The organism is Cellulosilyticum sp. I15G10I2, assembly GCF_900095725.1.
Classification (GTDB): Bacteria; Bacillota; Clostridia; order Lachnospirales; family Cellulosilyticaceae; genus FMMP01.
In genome coordinates, this window is record NZ_FMMP01000015.1 from 58,985 (window position 1) to 82,578 (window position 23,594).

A 23,594-nucleotide genomic window follows, 5' to 3' on the forward strand; every position below is an offset into this window, starting at 1 on the left:
GTAGAAAATGCTACACAAAAAACATAAAATTTTAGCGTGCCTTTATAGCACGCTAAGTAAGGAATTATATAAATAATGGGCCTGCTACAAATACCCCATGATTAAAGCTCCAGCGAACTACTCACTAAATCAGAACAGGGATGTTCCAGCCTTTTGCACCCATTTTGTAGAACTACGGGACTCCCAACACTCATGAGTGAGGTGCCCGATTTTTCAACTTATAATTATACATAGTAGTACTATAAGAAGATCTATAGAAAAAACTTAAATCTGATCTTATACAATCAGATGAATTCAGTAAACAATTGCTACAGCTTAAAAAAAATTTAATAATTTAAAATATTATATTAATAATATACTATATTGTAGAAGTGAGGAGAATAGAGTAGATGTGAAAAATTCATGGGAGAATTAACAGGGCCAGTGTGGATGACCGTGATTAATGGAAAAATAGTTTATAAAGACGGTATACTCCAAGGAAAATTATAACTTAGGGAGTTTTATGCTTTGCCATCCATAAGCAGAAACAATACCAGAGAGTAGATCATTACTGCTATTAAATAGTATTGGTATAATCTTGACTTTTGGCGAGGTTTTAATAGAATAGTATTAATAAAAAGAATTTTTTATTCAAGAAGTGTTACTTATGGCATCAAAAAATGCTCTTTTCTTAATGTATGTTATATTTTTGAGTGGTAGCTTATAAAATATCACAAAATGATATTGAGAGGAATTTTATGCAAAAAGTTAAAACTTTACTACTTATTCTATTAGTTAGATTAACAATGGTTATTTATGCTTTAGCACAATCCCTCATTTTCTTGATATAAATTCCCGTGAAGAGTTTCAAGCAACAGACCATGAAATTCCTTTATATTTAGTGAATATATTTGACGATATTTCTCTATCCTGTAAGGTTTTAGATCGTTCTAACAATAGAGCCTTTAAGCCTATTTGGATTGACGACTATACAATAGAATATGATGCCCCACACACAGCCTCATATGAAACTGAACGCTTAACCTTTTTTTGGCTTTAAATATTCTAAGGAAATAGTCAAGTGACTTATGAATAAGTTTAAAAGTGGGAATGGGGTTATAGAGTTTACCGATGGCACATATATCAGATTTAGTAATACAACCGCTGGGTTTAGAATGGTCTCTTGTGGATATATAAAAGATAACGTATATTAGCAGCACATAAAAGTAGCCAACAAATGTTATTTGCTTCTAACTGCGCTTCCACCAATATAAACTTCTTTTATTATATTACCATCCAAGTTCAACTTAGCTATAATCTTTGAGGGCTTCTTCATACTGTAACCCTGCTCAATAATGAAATTACCGGTAAATTCATTTCTCATATACTTCATTAAATAACAGGCCAGTGCACCGTTAGAAGTTCCAGTAGCAGATTCTTCAGGAATTCCATACCTTGGTGCAAAGTTTCTTGTATGTGCCTCACATCCAGTAAAGGTGTCCAGGCAAAATGCATGAATGCCAGTCACATCATATTTCCTGCTTAATAAATCAATCAACTTAAAATCAGGCTGCATATCCAATAATGTCTTTAAATTTTTAACAGGCAAAATAATATCTTTAAGCCCCGTTGATACAATTTGTATGGGCATCTCACCAATATAATTCTTAAACTGACTTTTAAAACATTCTTCAATCACTGTCTTATCAATTAACTCAAAAAACTCAGGGGGATTCTGTTCCATATATACAGAATCATTATGAACCTGAATCTTTAAAATGCCCGCTTTTGTTTCTTGCGTATAATTGCCAATACTAATTAAACCTAGATCTCTTAACAAATTAAAAACAGCTATTGTAGCATGCCCGCATAAAGCCACCTCATCAACAGGTGTAAAAAACCTCACTCTAAAGTCGGCCAGAGCCGACTTCATAACAAAAGCCGTTTCAGAATACCCCACCTTTTTAGCAATTTCTAACATCTGTTCATCAGTAAAGAAATCTGCATCCAATACAACACCAGCAGAATTACCACCTTGAATATCTTTTGTAAAAGCGGAGATTCTATAAATTAAGTTCGACATAATTCCCTCCACAAATCTCTATTTATAGGTTGCTCATTATACTTCATTTGAATAGTCCATAATTTATAACCATAACAAAGTAAGACACTAAAGCCCTACTCATATTGATACAACGCTTAACGTCCTCGAGTTTACGAAGTTCATGAACCTTAGATAGCTCTTATCTTAGGTTCATGAATTTAGGTGCAGCGTAGCGGAACCGTAAACTCTTTGTTAGGTGATATATTATACGGAAGGTACCCATATTGTTCCATCTTCATCACCATACCCTTTTGTTTTATCAAATAAATAATCCATTCCTACTAGTGAAGAAATTAAAGAATCAATTATATCCTCATATCCTTTAAGATACCATCCAACATAATTTGCATTGATATCTAATAAAGGTAAATAGTCTTTAATATTATTTATTCTTATGCTTAACTTTTCTACTAGGTTATTTAAATTGTTAATAAGCTTCCTATCCCTTTCTTGCTTTGAAAGAAATTTCCAATCTTTATATTTATTTTTCTTACTTATTTTATATTCGTAGCGGTAGCCTAACTCCAAATATTCAATTATCGCAGTGTGTGGATATACTTCAATTAATGCTTTATTTCTGATTTGATTATGAGTAGTTGATAAATTATAACCTAATTCTTTGGCTGATTGGACAAGGTCAAAAGATATTCTTCCAGGCCTTTCAATAGTAGGACTATGAGTCGCGGCTCCTTTTGCTCCATAAGCCTTAGAAATTTCACTCTCACAACTTCTTCTGCCTTTAATTAATTGATTAGATAGTGGCATATCAATTGCTATACAATCGATACTGTATCCCTCAACTTCAATATCCTTAATCAATTTATATATTTCAGGTTTTGAACCCTTAGGCTTATTAACTAAACTTTGCTTTTTATACAAAAAGTTATAATATGAGTCAGCTAATCTTAATATTTTACAGTTATGTCCATCATCAGAGGATATTAGTGAAATTCCTGACGGTTCAACTTCTGTCCATGCTGCATCTATTCCTAATGCATTCAAATTACCACCCCCTAAATCTAGTATAATATGTCAACTAACTACGGGACTCCCGACACTCATGAGTGAGGTGTCCGTTTTTTTAACTTATAATTATACATAGTTGTACTATAAGAAAACTTATAGAAAAAACTCAAATCTGATCTTGTACGATTAGGTGAAGTTTAACAGACAATTGCTACGACATAAATAATATTACAATAATTTAAAATATTATATTAATAATATACCATACTGTAGAAGTAAGGAGAATAGAGTAGATTTGAAAATTCATGGGGAGGGGTAACTTTCAATTCGACTTGGAGCCTGTCGACGGAGAAGTGAAAGTTATCCCTCCCCATGAATGAGAAGACTAATGTGATACACAAAAAAAGCCGCAAGATATATAACATATCTTACGACTTATATAAACCCAATAAACTAACTTTTACTATAAAGAGTAGCGAAAACTAGATGCTCTTAAACCTCTCCATAGCTTCAATAGTAGCTTCCCTACCCCCAAAAGCAGTCAATCTAAAGTACCCCTCGCCATTCTTACCAAATCCAGCCCCAGGAGTCCCCACTACCGCAATTTTATTAAGCAGATAATCAAAAAACTCCCATGAACTCATACCTTCAGGGCATTTAAGCCAGATATAAGGAGAATTGTCTCCACCTACATACTCAATGTCCTTATCTTGCATTGCCTGGGCAATAATCTTAGCATTCTCCATATAGTAAGCGATATTTTCTTTAATTTCTTTTTGACCTTGCGCTGTAAAGATAGCAGCAGCACCTTTTTGTATAATATAAGGCACGCCATTAAACTTAGTGGTTTGTCTTCTATTCCAAAGCTTATTAATAACAACTTCGTCACCATCTGTAGTTGTACCTACAAGAGCCTTTGGCACAACCGTATAGCCGCAGCGTGTTCCTGTAAAGCCAGCAGTTTTTGATAAACTGCAGAATTCAATAGCACACTCTTTAGCTCCCTCAATTTCATAGATGCTTCTTGGAAGCGATGGATCTTGAATAAAAGCTTCATAGGCAGCATCATATAAAATAACAGCCCCTGCATTTTTTGCATAGTCTACCCATGCTGTAAGCTGCTCTTTGTTATAAACAGAACCCGTTGGATTATTAGGAGAGCAGAGGTAGATAATATCTGGAGCAATTTCATCATCTTGAGGAGGCATTGGTGAGAAATTGTTGCTTGCATTAGAGTCTAAGTAAACAATCTCACGGCCTGACATGATATTGGTATCGACATACACAGGATAGACTGGATCTGGAATCATGACAACATTCTCATTTCCAAATATATCTGTGATATTACCTACATCACTTTTAGCGCCATCACTAATAAAGATTTCATCTGCTTCAAGAGAAACTTTCATGCTTTCATAGTAAGCTTGAACGGCTTCGCGTAAGAAATCATAACCCTGTTCTGGACCATAACCTTTAAAAGTTTCCTTTTTACCCATTTCATCAATAGCTTCATGCATTGCATTAAGTGCAACAGGGGTAAGTGGAAGTGTTACATCACCAATCCCCATTCTTATAAGTTTTTTATCTGGATTTGCAGCTACAAATTCGTTTACTTTTTTTGCAATGGTCGCAAATAAATAGCTGTCCTTAAGTTCTAAATAGTTTTCATTAATAAATGCCATTATTCATCCTCCTAGTATTCTATTACACCGTCAAAGACTTTAGTTGCAGTTCCTTTCATAAGAACTGTTTCATCTGTTTGATAGGTAATTTTTAAGTCGCCACCAAGTAGTTTAACGGTTATTTCATCGTCTTTTTTGCAGTAGCCATTTAGTACAGCAGCTACAGCACTGGCACATGCACCTGTACCGCAGGCAAAAGTCTCACCGGATCCTCTTTCCCATACACGCATCTTAAGAGTGGATGCATCTATAACTTGCACAAATTCAGTATTAATTCTTTCTGGAAAAAGCGCATTGAATTCAAATTTAGGTCCTATTTTTTCAAGCGGAATATTATCTACATCATCACAGAAAACAACGGCATGAGGATTACCCATAGACACGCAGGTTATACCATAATCTTTATCTTCTATATGTATAGGCAGATTAATAAAGTGCTCCAGCTCTGATACAATAGGAATTTCTTTAGGTACAAGTATTGCTTTACCCATATCAACTTCAACATAAACTACAGTATTATCCTCTACAACAAGAGTTAAGTATTTGATACCACTAAGTGTTTCAATAGAGATTTCCGTATTACTTGTATAGCCTGCTTCATAAACGTATTTGCCAACGCATCTAATAGCGTTGCCGCACATTTTGCCTTCTGAACCATCTGCATTAAACATACGCATTTTAAAGTCAGCAGCATCAGATGGCAAGATCATTACCAAGCCATCTGAACCAATACCAAAATGTCTGTCACTTACAAATTCAGAAAAGGCATTTGGATTTTCTATTGTTTCTTTAAAACCATCGACATACACATAGTCATTGCCTATGCCGTGCATTTTTGTAAAGTTAATTTTCATAATTACACCCCTAAATCATACTTCATAAGTCTTGAGAATGTTATCAGCTACAGTTCTTGGAGAAACTCTAAGATCCATGGCTTGTTTTTGAATATACCTATGAGCTTGTTTTTCGTCGAAGCCTAAATATTTACTGAGACAATATTTAGCACGCTCTATGACTTTGACATCATCCATTTTTTTCTTAAGAGCTTTATTTTGTTCTCTTAAGGTAGCTATTATTTGTTTAGAGTTAAGGACAAAAGGTATAGATTGTAATAAAACATGCTTGTTGATGGGCTTACCTACAACAAAAGCACCCGTAACAGCAACTTTTTCTTGAACCTGTTCCAAAAGATCTGATTTCACAAGAATAAGTATAGCAGATAAAGATTTTTCTGCTATATCAAGAGCAAGCTCAGAGCCAAATTCATCAGTTAGAGGGGCATTGATGATAGTAAGATCATACTCAGCGTAGTCAAATTTTCTCCGAGCTTCACTCGCAGAGGAGGCATAATCATAACCAGATAAAACAAGCGGTTTAATGATATCATACAAGGCATCTGAAGACTGTTTTTGGGTAGATACGATCAATATCTTTTCCACGCTTCCTACTCCTTTTGCAATCATTTATAGTTAAGCTTTAGACTAAAGATAATTTTTTATTTCCCAGTCATGTATTGTCTGATTATATATATTCCATTCTTCTGATTTCAGTACTAAATAATGTTTGAATAAGTGCTCACCAATAGTTTCCTTTACGAAATCGCTAGCTTTCATGTAACACAAAGCTTCATGCAGACTTGCAGGCAATGTATCTATGCCTAGATCAATCAGTTCAGAAGGTGTTAGCTTATAAGCATTAGTTGTTAAAGGTGCTACAAGCTCCATTTTGTTCTTAATGCCATCAAGACCTGCTGAGAGAATAAGTGCCAGTGTAAGATAGGGATTGCATGTTGTATCAGGGCTGCGAAGTTCAATGCGGTTATAGCCAGAAGTGCCGCATGGTACTCTTATAAGTGAAGAACGGTTCTTATAAGACCAAGTAATATGCCTTGGTGCCTCAAAACCAGAAACAAGTCTTTTATAAGAATTAACAATTGGATTTGATATGGCACTGATTTCCTTAACATGTGAAAGGATGCCCGCAATAAAGTGCTTTGCTGTATCAGGCATTTCCTTATCGGACTTCACATCAAATATATTTTCGCCATCTTTATGCAGAGACATGTTAATATGCATACCAGAACCGCTTGTATCCATAAGAGGTTTTGGCATAAAAGATGCATAAAGCCCATTTCTTTGAGCAATGGTTTTTACGACAGTTTTAAAGCTTAGGATATTATCGGCAGAGGCTATGACACTATCATATTTAAAGTCTATTTCATGCTGACTAAAGCCAGATTCGTGATGCGAAGTTTCTATTTCAAAGCCCATTTGTTCAAGTGTTAAGCATATTTCGCGTCTGGTATTTTCACCTTGATCTAAAGGCGCAATATCAAAGTAACTAGCCTCGTCACTAAGATCAAGTGTAGCATTACCTTCAGCATCTGCTTTAAATAAGAAAAATTCACATTCTGCCCCTACTTTAAATACAAATCCCATTTCTTTTGCTTTTTCAAATGTACGCTTTAAGATATAACGACTATCGCCCTCAAAAGGATCACCTTCTGAGGTTTTAATATCACAAAAAAATCTTGCTACTTTCCCATGCTGAGGTCGCCAGGGTAAAATACAAAGGGTAGTAGGGTCTGGAAACAAAAATAACTCAGAATCCTCAATTGTTCCAAAGCCTTTGATGGAAGAAGCATCAAAGGCGATTCCTTCATCAAAGGCACGACTTAGTTGTTTTGAGGATATAGAAATATTTTTGAGTTCTCCAAAAATGTTGCAAAATTGGAGCTTTATAAATTTAACGTCATTTTCTTCTACGAATCTTAAAGCTCCGAGCTTGTTGTATGACATATAGCATCCTCCTATTATTGCAAATAATAAATTTAATTATCTATTATTAATAGTTTAAAACAATTAGTGATGTGTGTAAAGTTGTCTGTATGGATTTTTAGAATTTGCAGTCAATTTATAGAAGTTATCTTTTAATAATGTTTCGGAGTCAAGATCAAAAGCTGTACAAAATTCATCGATATGCACAGCTATTTCCTCTAAGTCTTCGGAAGTAGCAACTTGTGCCATAACTTGACTAGGTAAATCATTTGGAAGTTCATTTGAACGAATATAAATGGCACCGCCGTGCATACCTGTACCACAAAAATCTCCTACAGGCGTTTTACCTTCACTATTTAAACCAAGTACGATCAGAAGACCTCCGGCTTGATATTCGCCTAAGAAATCGCCGACCCTGCCACCTATTACAATAACCGGCTTGCATTCCTTATATTCTTTCATATGAATACCCATGCGGTAGCCGCCATCACCTTTAACAAAGATTTTGCCGCCTCGCATACCATAGCCAGTTGTGTCACCACAGTTTCCATGAATAATAATAGAACCTGTATCCATAGTATCTCCAGTAGCATCTTGCGCATTACCATAAACAGTAATCTCACTACCTGCAAGATAAGCGCCAAGGGCATTACCGGGTGTACCATGAATAGCGATAGTTTTACCAGCAACACCTGAACCTATGTATCTATGTCCAAGACAGTTAGTAATTTCCACATGAGCGTCCAAAGAAGCTTTTAATTTTTCATTTAAATCACGAAAATGAAGAGAGCATGCATTAATTTCCAACTTTAACACCTCCTAGTTTCTCAAGTCTACGGGTTTTGCCAAATAACATCATTTGTGGTTTTGTAAAGAGTAAGTTTGAATCTACCGCTGATAGTGGTATTTGCTCCTTAATAATAGAAGTATAAATACCAGCACGTGCCACATCACCAATCATAATGTATCCTTTAAGTAAACCATCTTTATAAACTAGTTTTTTATAATCACTCTCAGTTTCTAAAGTATAAGCTTCACCTTCGTAATTACCTGCAGTAATCATATGAAGACCAAAGAAACCAATGGCATTCATAGGTATAGCATTTTCATAGTTCTTTTGGCCGCCCGCCATATTAATGCCCGCTGCTTCTCCTTGCATATAAGCATTAGGTAAAAGCGCAAGTATTTTTCTTGTACCAGTTGATACGTCAAAGCTTTCACAGCAGTCGCCAGCAGCGTACACAGCTTCATCAGAAGTCATACAAGTATCATCTACAATAATGCCCCTATTAACTTCTAAGCCACATTCACTTGCAAGCTCTGTATTAGGTCTTACACCAACTGCAACAACAAGAATATCAAATGTGAGAGTAGTACCCCCATCAAGTAGGGCAGTATTTGACGTGAATTTTGAAACCTTATCATTTAAAATAAAATGCACGCCTTTACTTTCTAAATGTTTTTGTACAATATTAGAACCCTCGTGATCTAAAATACTAGGAAGTATACGGTCCGCAAGATCCACCACTGTAATATTTTTAGTCATTTTATAAACGCCTTCAGCGGCTTTAAGGCCAATAAGACCAGCACCTATAATAAGTACTTTGCTATCAAGACTTAGGACTTCTTTTACGGCTCTCGCATCATCATACTTCATAAAAGTAAACTTATTTTTTACTGTATCCAGGCCGCCCATTGGAGGAACAAAAGCACGAGAACCGGTAGCAATGAGCAGTTTATCATAATTAAGGATACTATCATCTTCAAGCGTAACTTCCTTTGCAGTTTTATCAATCTTGATGACTTTTTTGCTAAGAATCACATTACAGTTATGTTTTTTATAAAAATCTTCTGGTCTATAAAATATTTTATCATCTGATACTTTACCTTCTAACCAATAAGAAATAAGAGGTCTAGAATAAGTATGGTAAGATTCATCAGATATAATTGTAATAGTCCCAGCAGTATCTATTTTTCTTATCCCTTCAACACAGCCAATAGCAGCGGAAGAGTTACCAATAATTAAATAATTCATAGTTTAACCCCTTTCCTCAAAGACAATAGCTGCATTAGGACAACCTTTTACACAAGCTGGTTCACCAGTTCTTGATGCACATAGATCACACTTTTTAACAACTTTTTCATTGTCTGTTACAATACATCCAAATGGACAAGAAAGTACACAAGTATAGCAGCCTACACAACGCGTATCGTCTATTGTAATGACACCCTCTGTAATAGTTAATGCACCAGCAATACAGCCTTTTACACAAAGTGGTTCATCACAATGTCTGCACTGAACGGCGAAGTTAATATCGCCGCCTTCTTCTATCACAATACGAGGGGTAGTTTTTGTAGTCCCATTAAAAGCTTTAACCATATCAGGCTTACCGCTGTTTGCAAAACTGCAGTGATATTCACAAAGGTGACAGCCAAGGCACCAGTCTTCATTTACATATACTTTTTTCATTATTTTGCCCCCCTTATTCACCAGCATGAGAAATGCCTAAGATTTCTAATTCTTTTTCTGAAAGTCCAATGCCTCGAAGCATTAAACGATTACCACGAAGAGATTCGATAGAGTTAATACCCATACCACCCATCATTTCTTTTACTTCATGGTCCCAAGCATGAACAAGGTTAACGAGACGTTTGTATCCAATCTCTGGATTTAAACGCTTTACAAGATCTGGGCGCTGGGTTGCGATACCCCAGTTACATTTAGCGCCATGACAGCTTCTGCATAAGTGGCAGCCAAGTGCTAAAAGTGCAGCTGTCCCAATGTACACAGCGTCTGCACCAAGTGCAATGGCTTTAACAATATCAGCCGCATTGCGGACACTGCCCCCAACAACGACAGAAACATCATTACGTATCCCTTCATCACGAAGTCTTTGGTCTACTGAAGCTAGGGCAAGTTCAATAGGAATCCCTACATTGTCCCGGATTCTTGTAGGTGCAGCACCAGTACCGCCCCTATAACCGTCAATTGCAATAATATCTGCACCAGAACGGGCAATACCAGATGCAATGGCAGCTACATTATGCACAGCAGCTATTTTAACGATAACAGGTTTTTTATAATCAGTTGCTTCTTTAAGTGAATAAATAAGCTGTCTTAAGTCTTCAATAGAATAGATATCATGATGAGGTGCAGGGGAAATAGCATCTGTTCCTCTTGGAATCATTCTCGTTTTAGAGACATCTTCTCCAACTTTTGTACCCGGGAGATGGCCGCCAATACCAGGTTTTGCCCCTTGGCCCATTTTGATTTCTATAGCAGCACCCGCTTCTAAGTATTTTTTATGTACGCCAAAACGACCAGATGCTACTTGCACGATAGTATTTGCGCCATATTGATAAAAGTCTTCATGAAGACCGCCTTCGCCAGTGTTATAATAGATACCCAGTTTTGAAGCTGCCCGTGCTAAACTCTCATGGGCATTTTTGCTGATAGAACCATAAGACATAGCAGAGAACATCACTGGAATATTAAGTTTTAAGTTAGGATAAGTTTCTGAAATAATATTGCCTTCTTTATCGAATTCAATCGTCTTAGGATTTTTACCTAAAAAAGTTTGTGTTTCCATTGGCTCTCGAAGAGGGTCAATCGAAGGATTAGTTACCTGACTGGCATTGATAAGCATTTTATCCCAATACACAGGATAAGGTTGAGGGTTACCCATACTCGATAGAAGTACACCGCCGCTGCCAGCTTGTCTGTATGCTTCTGTTATAAGTGATTGAGACCAGTTTGCATTTTTCTTAAAGGTATTATCTGTTTCAACTATTTTAAGAGCTCTTGTTGGACATAGACTTACACATCTTTGACAATCAACGCAGCTCGCATCATCGGCACTCATACAGTCTAATTCTTCATCATAAGCATGTACTTCATTTGCACATTGTCTTTGACAGGCTTTACACTTGATACATTTTTTCTCGTTTCGAACAATTTCATAGTCAGGATAAAAATAATTAATTGCCATGCGCTCCACCTCCGTTATTTAAAGTTACGATAATAGGTTCTCCGCCTTTTGGAGACCAGATTCTGTCAACTTCAGGACAGATTGCACGGATTGCACATTCTTCACTAGCGATATACACCATATCATCTTTTTCAGCAGCCACCATTGAACGAAGTTTAAGGCGGTCATTAAGCGCCATAATACCTCCTTCAAAGCCTAAAATGATAGAAAATGGACCTGTAATCAAAAGACTTGAGAACATATTGCGGAAGAGGGTTAGTTTTTCTTTTTCTTTTGCAGGAAGTGTATCTATTTTGCTCCAGAAAGGTGCCGCAATAATTTTAGCAATATCTTCCATGCTTAATTTATGTTTTCGGTTTAATAAATCAATAATGTAAGTGATAACTTCTGTATCAGTAAGTAGTGTACATTTATAACCAAACATCTCAACAAAACGTCTGTTAGCATCGTAAGATGATATTTCTCCATTATGTACAATTGTATAATCAAGAAGTGCAAATGGGTGAGCACCGCCCCACCAGCCTGGTGTGTTAGTAGGATATCTGCCATGGGCTGTCCAAGCATAACCTGAATAATCTTCGAGTCTATAAAACTCCCCAACATCTTCTGGAAAACCAACCGCTTTAAAAACACCCATATTTTTACCGCTAGAAAAGACATAAGCACCATCAATTTTGATATTAATATTGATAACTGACTGTGCTACAAATTCTTTTTCCTCAAGCTGAGAGGCTATGAGCTTTGTAGAAATAGGCTCAAGAAAATATCTCCAGATTAAAGGTTCATTGGTAATATTCTTATGTTTCCTAGTAGGTATGCGACTGAGATTAACGATATCAAAGTGTTCCTCTAAAAATCTTTCGGTTTCTTCTCTTGCAGTGCTGCCTTCATAAAAAACGTGAAAAGCATATAAATCTTTATATTCGGGATAAATTCCGTAACCTGCAAAACCACCACCTAAACCATTTGAACGATCATGCATGTAAGAGATGGATTTTACTATTTTGTCTCCAGCGATGCGCGTGCCATTTCGATTGATAAAGCCCGAAATCGCACATCCTGAAGGAATTCTGATTTGCCCTTCTTTTTTTAGCATAGTGCATTTCTCCTTAAAAAAATTTTGTTATAAGATACTCCAGACACTCCAAATAACCAAAAAAAGGCGCACTTTGGGTATGGTTTACCCAAAGAACGCCTTTGTTCTTGTATATGATTATTTTATAGCATTTATATAGAAAAAAGTCAATGGATTTTGCAGGAAATCTCAATAGAAGCGTCATTTTTGGTACTTATTATAAAATAATATAATATAATAGGAGTAAATTATAATTTTTAGCAATAAAAAGATTATTGAAGAGGAATTAATTGCAAATTAAGTTATGTTTAAGAGGGAATATGCTGAAAAAGTAGGCATTATGGGAAATAGGGAAGCCTCATTTAAAAAAATAAAAGGCACTTAAAAAAATAACTCTTGAAATTTTAAATCTGACAATGTATAATGAGTCACAAAGAGAATAAAATTTAGCAATGGCGCTAACTTATTAACATAATTCATGTTATGATAAGTGGCGTTTTTTATTTTTTAGCAGTTTAGTATAATAAATCATAGGGAATTGGAGTAACCTATGATGGGCAGTAAAAATCGGAGTAATCTATTAGGTAGGTGATAGGAATGTTAGATACTGATTTAATTACTTATTTAGCAAAGCTCTCTAAGCTTCAGGTTGATGATGCAGATAAGGAGAGACTTGTATCTGAAATGAGTGCCATTGTTGATTTAATGGACACCATGAATGATGTAGCTATGGGTGAGGATGAAGATTTAAAGGGTGAAGGAGTGAGCCCAGAGAATCTAAGAGAAGATAAGTCAAGAGATTCTTTTGACAGAGAAAAAATACTTCAAAATGCCTCTCATAAAAAAGATGGTTTTTTTGTTGTACCAAAGATTATGGAGTAGTTAATTAGGAGGAAATTATGGAGCTATGTGATAAGAGTATTCTTGAGCTTAGACAGCTGCTGGATCAAAAAGAAATATCATCCGTGGAGTTGACAAAATATTACCTTAATAGAATTAATCAAATAGATAATAAAGTAGACAGTTATATTACAGTATGTGAAGAAGAAGCACTAAAAGGTGCCGAATGCGCAGATAATAGGATTGCAAGAGGGGAAGCTATGCCTCTTACAGGTATACCAATCAGTATCAAAGATAATATGTGTGTAGAGGGTATACGTACAACTTGTGGCTCTAAAATGTTGGAGAATTTTATCCCCCCATATAATTCAACGGCAGTTAATAAATTATTAGCAGAAGATGTGGTTATACTAGGGAAAGTAAGTATGGATGAGTTTGCAATGGGTGGTTCTACTCAGACATCCTATTATAAAAGAACAAAAAATCCATATGATACAACCAGAGTACCTGGCGGTTCTTCAGGCGGTAGTGCCGCATCTGTAGCAGCTAGACTTGCAGCTGCATCTTTAGGGTCAGATACGGGAGGTTCAATCAGACAACCGGCTGCTTTTTGCGGTATCACAGGGATGAAACCAACTTATGGGGCAGTATCAAGATTTGGACTTGTGGCTTTTGCAAGTTCTTTTGATCAAATAGGGCCTCTAGCTCATAGTGCAAAAGACTGTGCAGCAGTATTAAATACAATATCAGGGCAAGATCCTTCAGATGGTACTTCATCAAAACAAAAGATAAACTTTAGCAGTAAATTAGGCAAAGATATCAAAGGCTTAAAACTGGCAATACCCAAAGAGTTTTTTGGAGAAGGCATAGATCAAACCGTTAAGGATAATGTGCTTAAAGCTGTATCAGAATATGAGAAAATGGGAGCGGATATTATAGAAGTTTCCATGCCAAGCTTAAAGTATGCGATAGCAGCATACTACCTTATAGCTTCAGCAGAAGCAAGCTCAAACCTTGCCAGATATGACGGTATAAAATTTGGCTATTGTGCAGAAGATGCTAAGACTTACGAAGAGCGTATCACCCGTACTCGTAAAGAAGGGTTTGGAGAAGAAGTAAAAAGAAGAATTCTTCTTGGAACTTATGCACTATCTAGTGGGTACTATGATGCCTATTATAAAAAGGCACTTTATATACAACAGAAAATAAAAACAGAATACAAAAATATATTTGAAAAGTGTGATGCAATGATCACACCAACAGCACCTACAACAGCTTTTAAAATAGGAGAAATTGAAGGGGACCCAGTTAAGATGTATTTAGCGGATATTTGTACTGTAACGGTTAACATTGCAGGACTTCCAGCGATATCAACAACTTGTGGTTATGACGAAATAGGTATGCCAATAGGTATGTCTGTAGTAGGCAGAGCCTTCGATGATGCAACAGTACTCCAAATAGCAGATGCATTTGAGAGTAACTTTACAATTAAAAATCCTAAACTATAAAAGAAGAGGTAGGTGATAGAAATGGCAAAATACATTCCCGTAATAGGACTTGAAATACATGCCCAGCTTCTTACAAATACAAAAATCTTTTGTAGCTGTGAGGTAGATTTTGGGGGAGAACAAAACACAAGATGTTGTCCAGTATGTACTGGGCTTCCAGGTACACTGCCCGTACTTAATAAGCAAGTAGTAAACTATGCGATACGAGGCGGCCTTGCACTTAACTGTGACATTAACAGATTCTCAAAGATAGATAGAAAGAACTATTTTTATCCTGATCTTCCTAAGGCTTATCAAATTTCACAGTTTGATTTACCTTTATGTATAGATGGGAAGGTAAAAATAGATGTAGATGAAGAAGAAAAATATATTCGTGTGCATCGTATTCATATAGAAGAAGATGCGGGCAAGCTTGTACATGATGATATCGATAATACAAGTCTTGCAGATTATAATAGGTGTGGGGTTCCACTTATAGAGATTGTTTCTGAGCCGGATATAGGATCAAGTGAAGAAGCAAAAGCTTATGTGGAGAAAGTTGCAGGCCTTTTGCAGTATGCAGGAGTCAGCCTATGCCGAATGGAAGAAGGTTCATTAAGAGCTGATGTTAATATCTCTCTTAAAACGCCGGAAGCTGCAAAGCTTGGTACAAAGGTAGAAATCAAAAATCTTAACTCCCTTAAGTCTATTGTAAGAGCGATCGAGTATGAAATAGAAAGACAAACAAAAATGCTTAACGCTGGAGAAGAGATTATTCAAGAGACAAGAAGATTTAATGATAATAGAGGTATAACGACTTCTATGCGTTCTAAAGAGGATGCTCATGACTATCGCTATTTTAAAGAGCCAGATGTTACCCCTGTAAGTATTACAGATGAAGATATAGAAACAATAAGAAAAGAACTTCCTATGCTTATTGATGAGCGTTTTATGCTTTATGTCAAAGAATATGGTTTAAATAGAGCGGATGCAAAGATCCTTGTGGCCACTAAAGAAATATCCGATTTGTATAATGAAGCGATTAGTCATTATCCAAATTATAAAGCAGTAGCAAACTTTATAGTGGTAGAACTCTTAAGATATGTTAATGAAGGAGAACTTGATAGTAAAAACATTCCTTTTAAAGCCGAAGAGTTTGCAGAACTTGTAAAAATGGGCGAAGAAGAAATTGTTAATAAAAACAATGCTAAAGCTATCTTAAAGATCATGTTAGAAGGACAAAAATCACCACAGCAGATTGCTAAAGATGAAGGCTTTCTTATGAATGATAGTACAGATGAAATAGAAGAAGTAGTAAATGCAGTAGTTGGTGAATTTACTAAAGAAGTAGAAGGCTATCTTGCCGGTAAAGAAAAATTATTTGCTTTTCTGATGGGGCAATGCAGTAAGAGACTTGCAGGCAGAGCTAATCCGAAGAAGATTAAAGAAATACTTGAAGAAAAACTTAATAAACTTAAGTAAGCTAGAAAGGAGGCGTTTTTTTTGTTAAAGATGGATGGCGTATCAATTAAAAAAACACTGGATATAGAGTATATCAAACAAAATATAGACAGTACAGTAACTATAGAAGCATGTGTACACAAGATTAGAACAATGAGTGAATTTTCTTTTATTATTCTTAGAACGGCTAAATATCTTGTTCAGGCTATTTATGAAAAAGATAAATGTAAAAAGACTATAGATGATTTAAGAGAAGGATGCTATATTAGAGTACAAGGGCATATTAAAGAAGACGAAAGGGCAAACCTAGGTTTTGAACTTCAGCTTACAGATTTTGAGATATTAAGCAGACCAAGTGGGGATTATCCTCTTAATGTTGCACATAAGAAAATAGGATGTGGACTTGAAGCGAATTTAGATAATCGTTCAGTTGCACTTAGAAACCCTTATGAAAAAACTATTTTCAAAATTCAAGAAGGCGTTGTTTCTGGATTTAGAGAATTTATGCTAAAGGAAGGTTTTACGCAAGTTTTCACTCCTAAAATAGTGGCACATGGCGCAGAAGGTGGAGCCAATATCTTTAAGCTTGACTATTTCGACCAAGAAGCCTATCTTGCACAAAGTCCTCAATTCTATAAACAAACTTCAGTTGCTTTTTTTGATAGAGTATTTGAAATAGCACCTGTATATAGAGCTGAAAAGCACAATACATCAAGGCATCTTAATGAATATATTGGACTTGACTTTGAAATGGGATTTATAGATAGTATGTATGATATAATGACAATGGAAACAGCTATGCTTAAACATGTTATGAATTATCTTAATGAAAATTACAAAGAAGAGCTTCAAGTTTTAGGGGTTACTCTTCCTGTAATAGATACCATACCATCAGTTACTTTTGTAGAAGCCATAGAGCTTATGAAGGGTAAGGGCGGAAAAAATAAATATGACTTAGAACCAGAGGACGAAGTGCTGCTTTGTGAGTATGCAAAAGAAAACTGGGGCAGTGAGTTTGTATTTATTACACACTTTCCTGCATCAAAACGTCCATTTTATGCAATGAATGATAAGGAAGATGATAGATTTGCTCTAAGCTTTGACTTATTATTTAGGGGGCTTGAGATTACAACAGGCGGGCAGCGTATTCACGATTATACTGAACAAGTTGCCAAAATGAAGGAAATGGGTATGCACCCAGAAGAATTTACGCATTACTTAAATATTCATAAGTATGGGATGCCACCCCATGGCGGGCTTGGCATAGGCCTTGAAAGACTCGTCATGAAGCTTCTCAATCTTCAAAATATTAGGCAGGCAAGTATGTTCCCAAGAGATGTTCATAGATTAGAACCATAGTAGACAACAAAAAAAAAATAAAAATAAAAGAGTAAAATAAGGAGGATTTAGCAATGACAGAAGTAAAAGAAATTTTTGGATGTAACGTATTTAATGAAACAGTAATGCAAGCAAGATTACCTAAAAGTATTTTCAAGTCTCTTAAAAAGACAATGGCAGAAGGAAATGGCCTTGCACCAGAGGTAGCAGAAGTAGTTGCAAGCGCTATGAAAGATTGGGCTATTGAAAAAGGCGCAACACATTATACCCATTGGTTCCAACCAATGACAGGTATTACAGCAGAAAAACATGATGCGTTTATCGCACCAGCAGCAGATGGAAAAGTTGTTATGGAATTCTCAGGTAAAGAACTTATTAAAGGAGAGCCAGATGCATCATCATTCCCATCAGGTGGTCTTCGTGCAACTTTTGAAGCAAGAGGCTATACAACTTGGGATCCAACATCTTATGCATTTGTTAAAGATGGTACATTATATATTCCAACAGCTTTCTGCTCATACGGTGGCGAAGTATTAGACAAAAAAACACCACTTCTTCGTTCAATGGAAGCTATTAATGTTCAAGCTATAAGAATCTTGAAATTGTTTGGTAAAACAGTAACTAGGGTAAATACAACAGTAGGACCAGAACAAGAATATTTCTTAGTAGATAAAGCAATGTACAAAGAACGTAAAGACCTTATTTTAACAGGCAGAACATTGTTTGGTGCAAAACCAGCTAAAGGACAGGAACTTGAGGATCATTACTTTGGGAACCTAAGACAAAGAGTTTCTGATTACATGAAAGAATTAGATGAAGAACTTTGGAAACTTGGGATCTTAGCTAAAACAAAACATAATGAAGTTGCGCCAGCACAACATGAGCTTGCACCAATCTTTAGTACAACAAACATCGCAACTGATCATAACCAACTTACAATGGAACTTATGAAAAAGGTAGCAGACAAACATGGTCTTGTATGCTTGCTTCATGAAAAACCATTTGCAGGGGTAAATGGATCAGGTAAACATAATAACTGGTCAATTTCAACAAATGCTGGTGAAAATCTTCTAGAGCCAGGCAAATCACCAAAAGATAACACACAATTCTTATTATTCTTAAGTGCAGTTATTAAAGCTGTAGATAAGTATGCAGAACTTCTTAGAGTTGCTGCTGCAAGTGCAGGAAATGATCATAGACTTGGGGCTAATGAAGCACCACCGGCGATTATTTCTATGTTCCTTGGCGATGAGCTTACAGCTATTTTAGAAGCTATTGAAAAAGGCGAAGAAGCACAACCTAGTGTTAAAGCATTTTTAGAAACTGGTGTTGCAGCACTTCCAAAATTACCAAAAGATGCAACAGATCGTAACAGAACATCACCATTTGCATTTACAGGCAATAAATTTGAATTTAGAATGCTTGGATCATCTGCATCTATTTCAGGCGCAAATATTGTACTTAATACAGCTGTTGCAGAGGTTCTTGATGAATTTGCAAGCAGACTCGAAAATGCACAAGACTTTGGAAAAGAAGTTGCTGCTATTGTTAAAGAAACAGTTGCAAGTCATAAAAAAGTTATCTTTAATGGTAACAACTACAGCGATGCATGGGTAGAAGAAGCTGCAAAACGTGGACTTCCAAACCTAAGATCATCTGTAGATGCAATCCCAACATTTGCATCAGAAAAGAGCATTGCATTATTTGAAAAATATGGTATTTTCTCAAAGACAGAAGTTATTTCACGTTGTGAAATTATGTTAGAAGGTTATGCTAAAACTATCAACATTGAAGCGTTAACCATGCTTGAAATGGCTAAAAAAGAGATTTTACCAGCAGTTCTTAAATACAACAAAGAAGTATTTAAAACACTTAAAGTTAAACAAGAACTTGCTCTTAATATTAGCTTAGAAAAAGAAATTGCTTATGCAACAAAATTGTCAAATCTTACAGAGTCACTTATGAGTAAGATTGATGAACTTGATAATATATTACTTGAAACTAAAAACTATGAAGAAGTTCGTGAACTTGCTAAATTCTTTAGAGAATATGTATTTGAAGCAATGCAGACACTTCGTGGTGTAGCAGATGAATTAGAAACAATTGTATCTGCAGCTGACTGGCCATTTCCAACATACGTAGACCTACTCTTCTACGTATAATCACATAGATACTCCAAAAAAGGCGCCGCTACTCCCGGCGCCTTTTTACTATTGGAAAAATACTTTATCCTTATCAAAGTAAATAGAGACCAACCTTAAATGGTTGATCTCTATTATTTAGCTTACCTGGCATTGGAAGTGTTTGCTTTTAACATACTTATAAATTCACTAGCAATAAGTGGATCAAATTGTGTTCCAGAGCATTTAAGTATTTCCTTTATTGCATAATCCTTGTTAAATGCTTGCTTATATGCTCTTTGATGTGTCATGACATCAAAAGCATCTACCACATTAATAATTCTAGCGGATACAGGTATCTCCTGACCTTTTAAACCATTAGGATATCCCGTGCCGTCAAATCTCTCATGATGAGCAAGTATACCACTAGCAATATGAGAAAGTTCTGGAGTAGATTGCGCGATTCTATAACCTATCTCTGTATGTGTTTTCATAATGTACCATTCTTCATCAGTCAGTTTAGAAGGCTTAAGTAAGATATGATCTGGAATGCCAATTTTACCTATATCATGCAGTAAAGCCAAAAGTTCCAGTTCATCTAATTTATCTTGAGAAAGCTGAAGCCGCTTACCTAATTGCAGACTTAGATTTCTTATACGCATGGTATGTTCTTCTGTTTCACTGTGTTTTTCATGAAGGGTTCTTGAAAGAGAGTTGATAGTAGCACTTCTTGCACTTTTATTTTCCATGAGTTTATTACGATACATCCTTTTTTCTGCTAAGTTCATTACAGCCTCTGTATCACTATTTTCAGAACTTTTTTCGGCGTAGCCTAGGGCCATACTTATTTTAAAATGAAAGTCTGAAATATTTTCACAGGCTTCTCGTATTTTAGAAATGAGATTGGAAGTATACTTTTTATCATTATCTTTAACGAGTATAACAAACTCGTCTCCTCCCCATCTAGAAACAATATCATCCCTTGAACAAACTTCAAGAAGAACTTTACTTACAATGCCAAGAAGTCTATCGCCTTCTTTATGTCCTAAAGCATCATTAGTTAATTTTAAGCCATTTAGGTCACCCATGATAATGAAATAGTGGGTAGTCTTATTAAGATCTAAGGCTTCGAATTGTTCTTCCATATAAGCCCTGTTTTTGAGTCCAGTAAGCTTATCTGAATAGCTCAAAAACAAAACTTCTTCTTCATGAGTTTTGCGATCTGTTATATTAGTTAAGGTGCTGACCAATCTTATTGGCAGACCTTGTTCATCTTTTTCTACAACCTTACCTCTTTGTAATACCCATATAACTTGTCCAGAATGAGTCATAATTCTATACTCACAATTAAAGTAATCACAAACCCCAGAAATAACTGAGAGATAACTATCATCTACCCGTGGATAGCATTCAGGATGAATTTTAGAGGCATAAATTCTAAAAAGTTCATGAGGATTACTGCCATCGTATCCAAATAGAAGTTTCCATTCTTGGCTCATATAGATTTCATTTTTATGGATAAAGTAGTCTAAATAACCATCATTAGTAGCTTCCATAATAATTCTAAATCTTTCGTTCATTTGCTGAATACTTTTATAAGCGGTATCTAATTGTGCAAGCATTTTATTAGTAGAATCAGCAAGCTCATAAAACTCATCATTTCCAGACATAGATAAGACTAAAGAGGTATCCTTCGTCTTTGCTACAGTATTTAGGAAATCATTAATCTTTAAAAGCCTTTTTAAAATATATTTATGTATAATGAATATATTTATTATCCCAACAAGCAGAACAATAAATAAGAAGCCACTGATAAATAGTTTAAAGTAATAATAAATATTTTCGTAATTCTTATGTTCTTTTTTGACAGTAAGCAATATATTACTCTCACCATTGAGGTCAGTTATAATACGTGTTGCTTCTAAAAAAGTTTTAGAGCGGTGATCATCTAGAGTAGGAAGAAGCGTATTTAATTTTTCATGATTTTTAAAGCTCGTAGTATTATAGGATTCGAATTTCAAAGAAACACCCGTTACATTGCGTATATAACCTAATAGTTTTTCATCAATCTCACGAACCATTATAAGATAACCATTTGTGAGAGCCTGGCGACTAGAATCAGTTATAGGAGATATACCTACCAAGAATGTTTGATCTTTAACTAGAAGTATTCCAAGTTTAGTACTATGTATATCTGTATTTGATTGGATTTTTTGCAGACTTTTTTCTTGGTATAGAAGCTTATTAGTTATACTATGAACGACATCGCTTTGCAGATTTAGGTTAATATTATGAACAATGTCACCTTTAGTATTTAAGAAAATCATCATTCTTAATTTTAGGGCTTCTAATGTACTATGATCTAAATTTGAGTCAATATATTGTGTATTATTGGTATTTATAAAATCATAAGTATCATCCCAATAGGCCCAATCAATAAGTGTGCTTCTGAGGATATCTCTTTCGTTATAGAGCATATGGTCTATAACTTCAAAGCTTCTTTTTATTTGCTGCTCTTGATTTGTATTGATATAACCAAAATATGAAATATGAAAGACGAAATAAGTCAGAAGTACCACTAAAAGGGTACTCACAGCGGCGATTATAAAAGTCTTGTATCCGATCTTCATAGGCTGTCCTCCTTCCAGATAAAACGATTGTATGTATAGATTCATGTAATTCTTATAATTTGAATATTAAGATATAAAAAGGATATCTTAATAAATATTTTATAAAAACAAGTAGATATTATTAATAAAAAATATCTATTTAATACAAATTATACCATATTTTGCGTCCAAAGAGAACATATAATAAAAAGAGGTTGACGTGAAAAAGTTTCACGCCAACCTCTAAAAATATATTATTTATATAGAATGTTTTTTTAATGTCATATAAATAGGTGTTGTGATTAATACAGTAGATAAAATTAAAGTAATAATAAGCTCAGGGATAATATAAGATGCGTTATAAGCTAAAGAATATAGGATAGGACTTTGCCCTTCTGGTGCATAGTCTGCAAAGAAAACTGCGCCTGATAAAAAGTGCATGAGACCTCGGCCAAGTACTGCAATAGATACAGCGAAATAGGTACGGATTTTTAAGTTTGTTAAGAAGTTTGGAGCAAGGCCTGCAATTCCTAAAAACCCAAAAGCTAAAGGATAATCTAAAAATAACTGAGCCCAGTTAAGAACCCATGCATCTTGAATCAGTTGTAAAAGTCCGTAGGCAACGCCAGTTATAATACCAGCAATAGGCCCAAATACCATAGAATACAAAATGATTGGGAACATACTAGCAAGTGTAATAGATCCTCCTTGCGGCATTTTATAGAGCCTTATATAAGATAATATAAAAGCAATAGCAATGCACATTCCGCCATAAACAAGTTTTTTAGTCGTTAGAACAGAAGGACTTTTCTGATCTTTTTTTGATGTGATAATAAGACCAATAATAGACAGTATAACGATGATGCCAATAATTGCCCACACTATGGGACTGACTTCTAATAATTTGCCAAAAATTCCTTGCATTAAAAAAACCCCTTTCACAATTTTGTTTAGGTTTACTAGGGGCGTAAAAATGGCAATAAAAAAATGCCATACGAATGTGTAGGCAATAAATAATTATAGCACATTCGCTTCCTTGTAGCAGCATTATCTGTAAACAAGTTATGAGGGTCTGCATATATGTACGTTTGTACTAATGTACGTTCGTACTATGCACTCTCAGCTTAAAGCTCCCCTAGCAAAAAAATATTAAGTTACTATGAAAAA

18 protein-coding genes are annotated in these 23,594 nt (G+C 35.3%); 5 read left to right on the forward strand and 13 right to left on the reverse strand.

Annotation, left to right across the window (positions count from 1 at the left end):
• Positions 1-1,219 precede the first annotated feature (1,219 nt).
• The 11 genes from BN3326_RS14455 to BN3326_RS14505 form a co-directional block, all read right to left on the reverse strand.
• Complete coding sequence (locus BN3326_RS14455; protein WP_069999960.1) at positions 1,220-2,062, reverse strand: PhzF family phenazine biosynthesis protein; 843 nt, start codon at positions 2,060-2,062, stop codon at positions 1,220-1,222.
• A gap of 225 nt (positions 2,063-2,287) precedes the next feature.
• Positions 2,288-3,085, reverse strand: coding sequence for a DUF429 domain-containing protein (locus tag BN3326_RS14460; protein WP_069999961.1), 798 nt, complete (start codon positions 3,083-3,085; stop codon positions 2,288-2,290).
• Positions 3,086-3,531: 446 nt separating this feature from the next.
• Complete coding sequence (locus BN3326_RS14465) at positions 3,532-4,731, reverse strand: LL-diaminopimelate aminotransferase (protein WP_069999962.1); 1,200 nt, start codon at positions 4,729-4,731, stop codon at positions 3,532-3,534.
• Between the two features lie 11 nt (positions 4,732-4,742).
• The gene (gene dapF, locus BN3326_RS14470) at positions 4,743-5,579 is read right to left on the reverse strand and encodes a diaminopimelate epimerase (protein WP_070000147.1); all 837 of its coding nucleotides are present in this window, start codon (positions 5,577-5,579) and stop codon (positions 4,743-4,745) included.
• Between the two features lie 21 nt (positions 5,580-5,600).
• On the reverse strand, positions 5,601-6,170 hold the full coding sequence (locus BN3326_RS14475) for an ANTAR domain-containing response regulator (protein ID WP_069999963.1): 570 nt from the start codon (positions 6,168-6,170) through the stop codon (positions 5,601-5,603).
• Positions 6,171-6,212: 42 nt separating this feature from the next.
• Complete coding sequence (locus BN3326_RS14480) at positions 6,213-7,529, reverse strand: glutamine synthetase family protein (RefSeq protein WP_069999964.1); 1,317 nt, start codon at positions 7,527-7,529, stop codon at positions 6,213-6,215.
• A gap of 63 nt (positions 7,530-7,592) precedes the next feature.
• A complete protein-coding gene (locus BN3326_RS14485) occupies positions 7,593-8,315 on the reverse strand; it encodes a GltB/FmdC/FwdC-like GXGXG domain-containing protein (protein ID WP_069999965.1) in 723 nt (240 codons plus the stop codon).
• Positions 8,305-9,543: an NAD(P)/FAD-dependent oxidoreductase gene (locus tag BN3326_RS14490; protein WP_069999966.1), complete on the reverse strand. Its 1,239-nt coding sequence runs from the start codon at positions 9,541-9,543 to the stop codon at positions 8,305-8,307. Before BN3326_RS14490 ends, BN3326_RS14485 begins: the two co-directional genes overlap by 11 nt.
• Positions 9,544-9,546: 3 nt before the next feature.
• Positions 9,547-9,978 (reverse strand): 4Fe-4S dicluster domain-containing protein, encoded by a 432-nt coding sequence (locus BN3326_RS14495; RefSeq protein WP_069999967.1) that lies wholly within the window; start codon positions 9,976-9,978, stop codon positions 9,547-9,549.
• A gap of 13 nt (positions 9,979-9,991) precedes the next feature.
• Positions 9,992-11,497, reverse strand: a complete 1,506-nt coding sequence (locus BN3326_RS14500) for a glutamate synthase-related protein (RefSeq protein ID WP_069999968.1) — start codon at positions 11,495-11,497, stop codon at positions 9,992-9,994.
• Entirely contained in the window at positions 11,487-12,593 is a 1,107-nt protein-coding gene (locus BN3326_RS14505) for a class II glutamine amidotransferase (protein ID WP_069999969.1), read from the reverse strand. The genes BN3326_RS14500 and BN3326_RS14505 overlap by 11 nt, the downstream gene beginning before the upstream one ends.
• 576 nt (positions 12,594-13,169) lie before the next feature.
• On the opposite strand from BN3326_RS14505, the gene gatC reads away from it, so the two are divergent.
• The 5 genes from gatC to BN3326_RS14530 are packed head-to-tail and all read left to right on the forward strand — an operon-like array spanning position 13,170 to position 19,860.
• Positions 13,170-13,454 carry an Asp-tRNA(Asn)/Glu-tRNA(Gln) amidotransferase subunit GatC gene (gene gatC, locus BN3326_RS14510; RefSeq protein WP_069999970.1) on the forward strand — a complete coding sequence of 95 codons (285 nt, stop codon included), beginning with the start codon at positions 13,170-13,172 and terminating at the stop codon, positions 13,452-13,454.
• 17 nt (positions 13,455-13,471) lie between these two features.
• A complete protein-coding gene (gene gatA, locus BN3326_RS14515) occupies positions 13,472-14,920 on the forward strand; it encodes an Asp-tRNA(Asn)/Glu-tRNA(Gln) amidotransferase subunit GatA (protein WP_069999971.1) in 1,449 nt (482 codons plus the stop codon).
• Between the two features lie 21 nt (positions 14,921-14,941).
• Positions 14,942-16,381, forward strand: coding sequence for an Asp-tRNA(Asn)/Glu-tRNA(Gln) amidotransferase subunit GatB (gene gatB / locus BN3326_RS14520; protein ID WP_069999972.1), 1,440 nt, complete (start codon positions 14,942-14,944; stop codon positions 16,379-16,381).
• Positions 16,382-16,411: 30 nt separating this feature from the next.
• Entirely contained in the window at positions 16,412-17,719 is a 1,308-nt protein-coding gene (gene aspS, locus BN3326_RS14525) for an aspartate--tRNA(Asn) ligase (RefSeq protein WP_070000148.1), read from the forward strand.
• Between the two features lie 53 nt (positions 17,720-17,772).
• Positions 17,773-19,860, forward strand: a complete 2,088-nt coding sequence (locus tag BN3326_RS14530) for a glutamine synthetase III family protein (protein WP_069999973.1) — start codon at positions 17,773-17,775, stop codon at positions 19,858-19,860.
• 122 nt (positions 19,861-19,982) lie between these two features.
• Here the strand turns inward: BN3326_RS14530 and BN3326_RS14535 are convergent, their stop codons facing one another.
• Entirely contained in the window at positions 19,983-22,448 is a 2,466-nt protein-coding gene (locus BN3326_RS14535; protein ID WP_069999974.1) for an HD domain-containing phosphohydrolase, read from the reverse strand.
• Positions 22,449-22,685: 237 nt separating this feature from the next.
• Entirely contained in the window at positions 22,686-23,351 is a 666-nt protein-coding gene (thiT, locus tag BN3326_RS14540; protein WP_069999975.1) for an energy-coupled thiamine transporter ThiT, read from the reverse strand.
• Between the last annotated feature and the right edge of the window lie 243 nt (positions 23,352-23,594).

What these genes read in the sequence shown, in the direction of transcription:
- BN3326_RS14455 (WP_069999960.1), bottom strand. Translation starts at nt 2,062, where the DNA reads ATGTCGAACTTAATTTATAGAATCTCCGCTTTTACAAAAGATATTCAA.
- BN3326_RS14465 (WP_069999962.1), bottom strand. Translation starts at nt 4,731, where the DNA reads ATGGCATTTATTAATGAAAACTATTTAGAACTTAAGGACAGCTATTTA.
- BN3326_RS14480 (WP_069999964.1), bottom strand. Translation starts at nt 7,529, where the DNA reads ATGTCATACAACAAGCTCGGAGCTTTAAGATTCGTAGAAGAAAATGAC.
- BN3326_RS14490 (WP_069999966.1), bottom strand. Translation starts at nt 9,543, where the DNA reads ATGAATTATTTAATTATTGGTAACTCTTCCGCTGCTATTGGCTGTGTT.
- BN3326_RS14495 (WP_069999967.1), bottom strand. Translation starts at nt 9,978, where the DNA reads ATGAAAAAAGTATATGTAAATGAAGACTGGTGCCTTGGCTGTCACCTT.
- BN3326_RS14500 (WP_069999968.1), bottom strand. Translation starts at nt 11,497, where the DNA reads ATGGCAATTAATTATTTTTATCCTGACTATGAAATTGTTCGAAACGAG.
- BN3326_RS14505 (WP_069999969.1), bottom strand. Translation starts at nt 12,593, where the DNA reads ATGCTAAAAAAAGAAGGGCAAATCAGAATTCCTTCAGGATGTGCGATT.
- gatC (WP_069999970.1), top strand. Translation starts at nt 13,170, where the DNA reads ATGTTAGATACTGATTTAATTACTTATTTAGCAAAGCTCTCTAAGCTT.
- gatA (WP_069999971.1), top strand. Translation starts at nt 13,472, where the DNA reads ATGGAGCTATGTGATAAGAGTATTCTTGAGCTTAGACAGCTGCTGGAT.
- gatB (WP_069999972.1), top strand. Translation starts at nt 14,942, where the DNA reads ATGGCAAAATACATTCCCGTAATAGGACTTGAAATACATGCCCAGCTT.
- aspS (WP_070000148.1), top strand. Translation starts at nt 16,412, where the DNA reads ATGGATGGCGTATCAATTAAAAAAACACTGGATATAGAGTATATCAAA.
- BN3326_RS14530 (WP_069999973.1), top strand. Translation starts at nt 17,773, where the DNA reads ATGACAGAAGTAAAAGAAATTTTTGGATGTAACGTATTTAATGAAACA.
- BN3326_RS14535 (WP_069999974.1), bottom strand. Translation starts at nt 22,448, where the DNA reads ATGAAGATCGGATACAAGACTTTTATAATCGCCGCTGTGAGTACCCTT.
- thiT (WP_069999975.1), bottom strand. Translation starts at nt 23,351, where the DNA reads ATGCAAGGAATTTTTGGCAAATTATTAGAAGTCAGTCCCATAGTGTGG.